Source organism: Sporolactobacillus shoreicorticis, from assembly GCF_024125445.1.
Classification (GTDB): domain Bacteria; phylum Bacillota; class Bacilli; order Bacillales; family Sporolactobacillaceae; genus Sporolactobacillus; species Sporolactobacillus shoreicorticis.
Genome location: NZ_JAMXWM010000031.1, coordinates 47,942 through 54,274 on the forward strand (window position 1 = coordinate 47,942; position 6,333 = coordinate 54,274).

Here is a 6,333-nt window from a genome sequence, read left to right on the forward strand (position 1 = left end):
TGTTATCATGGACACATTTTTAAAAGACGTTGTTGATCCGGCCATTATCACACTGGTTACTGCGGCTGTTGCATATGGCTTAAAAGTCGGTCTGCCGAAGCTGATTGATGTACTGCTTAAGAGTAAGGCGGCAACGCTTGTTAAAGCGGCAGAGGGCTTGTTTCCGGGCGGTGGCACCGGCACGCAGAAATATCAGTATGTTGCCGATCAGTTAGCCACATACGCGCGGAAACTGCTGTATTTTATCAAGGACGAGCATCTTAGGGCATACGTGGAAGCGGCAGTTACAGAGTTGCATGCCGAACTTCCGGCATCGCTCGGTGCGGCTGAAAAGCAGATTGAGGATGCAAAAGCCGTAGCAGTGACGGAAGCATCGACCGAGGAAGGCGACAAATAATGTATGATCCTAAGTTTATTTCTAAAGCTAAAGCGATGGTTGCTGAATATACAAATGAGCACATGGAAGTAGCCAATGGGCCCACCATCGAACCAAAAGATGTTTATGTTGTGTGGCTTGCCAAGACGCTTCAGAATGCCAAAGCCTTACTTGCAACGTCGCTTCCCGATGAATTGTATTTTGAGGTAACTTACAATGGCGACAATGAAGAGTACTACTTTGACGCGTATAAAAAGATAGTAAACACCAGATTTGGTAAGTAATACCCGTTTTTAGATAAAACATAACGCAAGAAACCCGGCTATGCCGGGATACATAAATGTTAAAATAAATAATACAGTTTACACTATTTATTTATCCCGAAAAAAGGTCTAAAATTTACTCAACTACATAATAAAAGAGTGATGATATGACCCTTGATGTTTCCATTAAAATAAATGATGGAATTGTTCTTGCAACAGACAGTGCAACTACATTTTCTCAAGGTCCAAACGGCGAAGTTGTTCATGTATATAAGAATGCTAATAAAGTATTTCATTTGCATAAGCAGTTGCCTGTGGGTATTTTTACTTTTGGAGCTGCGAACATAGGAGACGCTTCTATCGGAACGTTGATTAAAGATTATAGAAGAACCATTACAGAAAATGATGACGTGAAGATAGATACTAATGAGTATACTGTTGAACAATTGGCTAGAGGATTTAACGAATTCATTATATCTAAATACCATAATTGTTATAAGCAAGTTAAGCCTGCACTTGGTTTTCAAATTGCCGGCTATGGATCACATAAAGATTATCCAGAAATATGGGAAATTTCATTACCCGATAGTGGAAGCAAACCTAATCCATGGCTAAGGCAAGGGGAAAAAGAAACAGGATCTTCTTGGCGTGGGCAACCAGAGGCAATGGTACGACTTATTAAAGGATTTGCTCCAGAACTTCCATCCATTTTAAAAATATGTGGAATTGACGATAATACTGTAGGGAAAGTAATGGGATTTCTTACTCAGAATCTTGAAGTTCCGATGGTCGTGCCAGCAATGCCAATTCAGGATGCAATTGACCTTGCTGAGTTTTATATACAAACAACAAAGAAATACATAAGATTTTCTCCAGGAGCACAAACTGTAGGTGGACCAATTGAGATTGCTGCCATCACAAAACATGAAGGGTTTAAATGGATTAAAAGGAAATTATATTTTGATAAAAAATATAATGAGTAGTAAAATTTATGTAGGAGGGATTATTATGGCTAACAAGTCTAAAGATGAATTAAAAAAGACCGCTGAAAAGCCTGTGAGTGGGATTAATAACTCCGTTGAGAAAGCAGTTAATTTTGTTAAGTTTCAAGAACAGTTAAAAAAGGAACATTCCAATGACTCTCAGAACAACACAACGTTAATGATGTCGTATTGAACGCATAATTAAGGAGGAGCCCACACTGAGCAGGCTCCTCCTTAATTATCTGTATAGAAATAGGATAGGCCTATATCGAAAAGTTCTGTGCATTTCATATATGCGTAAATAGACGCCTTGCGTTGCCCACGTTCCCAACCGGACAGAGTTCGGGGTGTGGTATGCAATAATTTGGACATTTCTTTTAATGATAAATCATGTTGTTCTCTCAACTGTTTTAGCTTTTCCCCTGGTGTCATGAATGAATATCCTTTCAGGTCAGTTAAGAAAATTATAACGTATATTTATGTAACATTTTATAGTAATTTATGGAATTTAATATGAAACATCTTCTCTGCATAGAGGACGGGGGATTGCTATTCGGCGGTTCCCCGTTTTCTTTTTACATAATAAAGCCCCGGTATTGACCGGGCAGTTTAATCAGCGTATATTCTGTTTATTTTTATTTTAGGATTATCCGGATCATCTAAGTTTAGGATAAAGAAGGTAATAATTATAGCGTCAATAGTTTCATATTTATCTTTAAGAGTCCTCCAACAAAAATAGCATTCTTCTCCGACTTTGGGAATATAATTGTCTACGAGTTCAAAACCGTCTTTTATAGTTGTGTCGAATCCATATTCTTTATACATTAGTTGGCTGAGGTCATTAAAATACATTGTTTTACCCTTAATGTTGTGATTAAGTGTTCGTACGAAAAGTTGATATTTTTTATTCATTTTTTATCTCCTTTCGGGGTGGCATTATTTTTATCTACGTCTAAATAGGGTTTAAAATACTTTTCTTCCGCCGCTTTACGTGCGGTTGCTGCATCTTCCAACTTAGAAAAGGTTCCTAGATAAATATTTTTATTTTTTATCTGTATACGAGCGACATATCTTTGTTGCCGTTTATTAAAATAGACGCCTTTTACACCCGTTTTATTGTCTACTCTAATTTTTCTTTTTAAGGTTGGGACGAGTACATTTTCAACCCGATGTGCTTCTTTAAAATCATTAATTTTGTTTCTATGTTCTTGCGCTTTGCAACCGCAAGATGTTGTATTCCCTGTTGTTAAATCATGTCCGATAACATCTAATTCGGTACCGCAAGCGCATCGGCAATGCCAAATTAAGCGCCCATTTTTGTCTAATTTGTTTGTTTCGCTAATAACCGTCAATCTTCCAAATTTCACTCCGATTAAATTTTTGCGGTTTTTAGATGGCCGATTCCGGAGACAACCGCATGATTTTGTATGCCCGGAACGCAGTTCTTTAACGGTTAATACCTTTTCATTACCACAATCACAGTGGCACAGATAACGTCGTATAGCGTTTTTTCGTTCCACTTCTTTTATAGCAATAAGCCGACCAAAACGCTGGCCGGTTATATCTATTGATTTTCTCAAAGCTGTTCAACGTCCGCAACTTTTAAAATACTTTTATCTTCATCCGCTTTTTTGACAAAGTCAAATACGACATTATAAGCAATATCGCCTTTTTCGTAAGCAAACGATTCTTGCTCAACCGCTGTTTCCCAACCATTACGGTCGAAAAATGCAGGCAGCCCTGTTATTCTTACAGCTTGTTCATCCAGTTCGTGCGGGGTGAATGTTTTCCCAACCAATTCTTGTAACTTGTTTACCATTTGTATTCCCTCCAATTTTTGTCCAGTTACTTCTTCCATTCCTTCTTGGGTAACAATCCACGTCTTACCGATTTTTCGGATGGTTCCTTTCGGAAATCGTTCCGGATGTTGTTGCATTATAGTTTTTACGTAAAAGCGATCTTTTCCCCATAAGAGAGACGCTTCTGATCCGGAATAAATAGGCAATTTGTTTAAATCAAGTTTCAAATCAATCATCCTTTCGAGAGGGAGTAAAAAGATTAAGCAAGCTTGTAGCCTTCAAATTTGTAGAAAACTTTGCGACCGCCGTTACGCATTACAGAGGACTTTCCAGCAATTACGCCATTAACGACTTCGAAAAATCCATCGTTTGAGCGTTTTGCACCACCTCTTGTAAACGATTGAAGGTAGATGCGATGCTTACCGTAATTCTTCCATTCGCGCGCTGTATAGGTGCTGTATTCGTTCAGTTCGGAAATGATTTGCGCAATCGATACAACTTTATTTCCTTCTTTTGCTTTTTTCCAAGCCATCTTTAGTGCCATTGCGAAGTATTGACTAGCCTTACCACCGAATTTTTTCTGACCTTCTTTTGCAATTTCCCAAGCTCTGCTCATTACGTTTTTCATTTTCTTTTCCTCCCTCTCTTGATTACATTCTTATTATACCACATGTGAGGTTTATGTAAACCCCCTATGTGGTATTATTTTAATTTTTTTTATAAAAAAATATCCCCTATCTAGGGGGTTCCAAGCTTACATCTAATTCCTGCGGAAAGTAATCCTTAACATGTAGCCGTATCCAATCCACGGCGATACCCTTGTGATACACAACCTCAAACAGCCGGCCACGCACATAGACCTCGTATTCTAGCCACGTCCTGCGTGTAAATCGTATATGGTAATCAAAAACCTGTTTTTTATTCTTGCTCATGTCGGCGGTGACTTTGCTTATGGCATCGTTAAGCTGCTCAATGTAGTGATTTTTAAACTTTAAATGAGACGCAAAGATGGCTTTTCTGTCGACTTCTAAGGCTCGGCGGATGTAAGGGAGTAGCATATATTCCGTTATGATCTGTTTCTCTTCGGCTGTTAGTTCGGATTGTGGGAAGTAGCCATCCATTTCAATCACCTCAGCAACATTATATACGAACGAATGTGCTTATATCACTGGTAAATAGTACATATGTTCGGTATAATGGTTAAAAAGGAGATGATCGTATGGTGAAATCAATACTAGATGAACCATTAACCAAAGAGATTGAAGCAACCATTGTGAAATTGGGGAAGGAATACGAGCGGATGCCTTCTAAAGAAGAACTGGCGAATGAACTTGGAACAAGTTTTAAAGATGCAGAAGGCTATTTAAAGAAGTATCAGAAGTCACTTACTAAAATGAGATGAACACAAAAATACCCATCCACCGCCCAAAGTGAATGGGTATTTTCTATGTTAACGTCAGTCATAAATCCGCATAAATATTATCCCATTGGTATTTTATTGATGTAATGATGTACCTCGTTAATGTGCGTGATTATGCGTAGTCACGCATCACAACATGCGTAATGCCGCATAAAAAAATACGTGGTCACGCATGAAATGTGCGTGTTTTTGAGAGAAAAATTATGATACTATTATTTACATAATATTCCAGTTTATTTTTAAGGAGATGTCATATTTGAAACTAAGAAAAAGCGTTGTTAAACTGTTACTAGTATTAGTATTGATCTTTCCAGTTTCATTTTCTACTATTTCATTTGTTCAGCCAAAAGAAGCAAAGGCTATAGTACTTCCAATTGGATTCCATCAATCCGTTGTTTGTTCAACATACGGGATACCATCTGATCTTGTAGACTTTTGGACGGGAAAAGTTAAAATGAAAAGATTTACAGACAAGGTTAAAGGAAAAACGGCCTATAGAGATCCTAAGACTAAGTGGTATATTGATAAAGACAAAGATGGTCATAAAGGAAGCAAGTGGAAATTAAAGAATAAAAATGGAAAAAGAAAGGCATCGTTAAAAAATGATGGTACAGTCGTCGGAAAATAGGGGAGTGCGAACAATGAAGTCAACTCAATTTGGAAAATGGAAAATCGAAGTAAGCTCTGAAAAAGCTTTGTTTGTTCAAGAAGAAAAGAGGCTAATTTTACTTAACTCAGATAAGTACTATATGTTCTTAGCTGAATTGGATAAAGAAGACAATATAACAATTCAGAATATAGATTCAGATATTGAGCTAAATATTTTATATTCAAGTAAAACAATTAAAATTGCTTTTAAAGAAGATTGAACAGATGAAAAAAAAAGTTTTGAGAAATGGATGGACGATTTTCATCGATGAAAATGAATTTAAATCAATAATAGATAAAAATAAAGTGTTTTTATTCTATGATGATTTAAAGGTAGTTAGTGAATTTGAAATTACAACAGAATCAGTAGTAGTTAAAAGTATTTTTTATCGAGTAAAAATATATTTTAGCTCAACAAATAAGACGCTTATAATAAGTTGAGAGTAAGATGAAAATGAGATAAACGCAAAATACCCATCCGCTAACGGACGGGTATTTTAAATACTCTATTTGCTGTGCCCCACAAGATCATTATCCATAAACTACGTTGACCGTGCAAGTTGTAGTTTTGGCAAAAACAGCGGTTTCAATCATCATTAAAACCAAAAATCATCTCAATTTTTGGCACAATATTGGTATTTCATTTGATTTTTAATGTTTTTGCCGTTTATTTATTTCTTACTGGTGTGGGCGCAGCAATTGGATGAAGATGGTGACAAAACTGGTGCCGAGTTTTTCCGAAACGCCTATAGTGAAATGAAAAACCAGTTGTATTTGCTACCAATAAAAGTAGGATAATCGCATTAAAAACATAGGTCGTAATCTACTGAAATCAATGATTCTA

At 36.8% G+C, this 6,333-nt stretch carries 14 protein-coding genes; 8 read left to right on the top strand and 6 right to left on the bottom strand.

Going from position 1 to position 6,333, the window contains the following annotated elements:
• Positions 1–7 precede the first annotated feature (7 nt).
• The 4 genes from NIE88_RS18970 (at position 8) to NIE88_RS18985 (ending at position 1,815) form a co-directional block, all read left to right on the top strand.
• On the top strand, positions 8–397 hold the full coding sequence (locus NIE88_RS18970; protein ID WP_253064744.1) for a phage holin, LLH family: 390 nt from the start codon (positions 8–10) through the stop codon (positions 395–397).
• Positions 397–660 carry a DUF6275 family protein gene (locus NIE88_RS18975; RefSeq protein ID WP_253064746.1) on the top strand — a complete coding sequence of 88 codons (264 nt, stop codon included), beginning with the start codon at positions 397–399 and terminating at the stop codon, positions 658–660. Before NIE88_RS18970 ends, NIE88_RS18975 begins: the two co-directional genes overlap by 1 nt.
• A gap of 146 nt (positions 661–806) precedes the next feature.
• Positions 807–1,622, top strand: a complete 816-nt coding sequence (locus NIE88_RS18980; protein ID WP_253064748.1) for a hypothetical protein — start codon at positions 807–809, stop codon at positions 1,620–1,622.
• Between the two features lie 25 nt (positions 1,623–1,647).
• Positions 1,648–1,815 (top strand): hypothetical protein, encoded by a 168-nt coding sequence (locus NIE88_RS18985; RefSeq protein WP_253064750.1) that lies wholly within the window; start codon positions 1,648–1,650, stop codon positions 1,813–1,815.
• 41 nt (positions 1,816–1,856) lie between these two features.
• Here the strand turns inward: NIE88_RS18985 and NIE88_RS22885 are convergent, their stop codons facing one another.
• The 6 genes from NIE88_RS22885 to NIE88_RS19010 form a co-directional block, all read right to left on the bottom strand.
• Positions 1,857–2,054, bottom strand: a complete 198-nt coding sequence (locus tag NIE88_RS22885) for a helix-turn-helix domain-containing protein (RefSeq protein WP_373689461.1) — start codon at positions 2,052–2,054, stop codon at positions 1,857–1,859.
• Between the two features lie 177 nt (positions 2,055–2,231).
• Complete coding sequence (locus tag NIE88_RS18990; protein WP_253064759.1) at positions 2,232–2,534, bottom strand: hypothetical protein; 303 nt, start codon at positions 2,532–2,534, stop codon at positions 2,232–2,234.
• Positions 2,531–3,202, bottom strand: a complete 672-nt coding sequence (locus tag NIE88_RS18995; protein ID WP_253064761.1) for an AP2/ERF family transcription factor — start codon at positions 3,200–3,202, stop codon at positions 2,531–2,533. The genes NIE88_RS18990 and NIE88_RS18995 overlap by 4 nt, the downstream gene beginning before the upstream one ends.
• Entirely contained in the window at positions 3,199–3,648 is a 450-nt protein-coding gene (locus NIE88_RS19000; RefSeq protein ID WP_253064763.1) for a helix-turn-helix domain-containing protein, read from the bottom strand. The genes NIE88_RS18995 and NIE88_RS19000 overlap by 4 nt, the downstream gene beginning before the upstream one ends.
• A 32-nt stretch (positions 3,649–3,680) precedes the next feature.
• Positions 3,681–4,049 (bottom strand): hypothetical protein, encoded by a 369-nt coding sequence (locus NIE88_RS19005; RefSeq protein ID WP_253064765.1) that lies wholly within the window; start codon positions 4,047–4,049, stop codon positions 3,681–3,683.
• 106 nt (positions 4,050–4,155) lie between these two features.
• Positions 4,156–4,542 carry a YhjD family protein gene (locus tag NIE88_RS19010; RefSeq protein ID WP_253064767.1) on the bottom strand — a complete coding sequence of 129 codons (387 nt, stop codon included), beginning with the start codon at positions 4,540–4,542 and terminating at the stop codon, positions 4,156–4,158.
• Positions 4,543–4,640: 98 nt separating this feature from the next.
• Here NIE88_RS19010 and NIE88_RS19015 point away from each other — a divergent pair, with 98 nt between their 5' ends.
• From NIE88_RS19015 to NIE88_RS19030, 4 genes are all read left to right on the top strand, one after another.
• Complete coding sequence (locus NIE88_RS19015; RefSeq protein ID WP_253064769.1) at positions 4,641–4,823, top strand: hypothetical protein; 183 nt, start codon at positions 4,641–4,643, stop codon at positions 4,821–4,823.
• A 274-nt stretch (positions 4,824–5,097) separates the two neighbouring features.
• Positions 5,098–5,469 (top strand): hypothetical protein, encoded by a 372-nt coding sequence (locus NIE88_RS19020; protein WP_253064771.1) that lies wholly within the window; start codon positions 5,098–5,100, stop codon positions 5,467–5,469.
• Between the two features lie 13 nt (positions 5,470–5,482).
• Positions 5,483–5,710 carry a hypothetical protein gene (locus NIE88_RS19025; protein WP_253064773.1) on the top strand — a complete coding sequence of 76 codons (228 nt, stop codon included), beginning with the start codon at positions 5,483–5,485 and terminating at the stop codon, positions 5,708–5,710.
• Positions 5,711–5,714: 4 nt separating this feature from the next.
• Positions 5,715–5,930, top strand: coding sequence for a hypothetical protein (locus tag NIE88_RS19030; RefSeq protein WP_253064775.1), 216 nt, complete (start codon positions 5,715–5,717; stop codon positions 5,928–5,930).
• Positions 5,931–6,333: the final 403 nt, after the last annotated feature.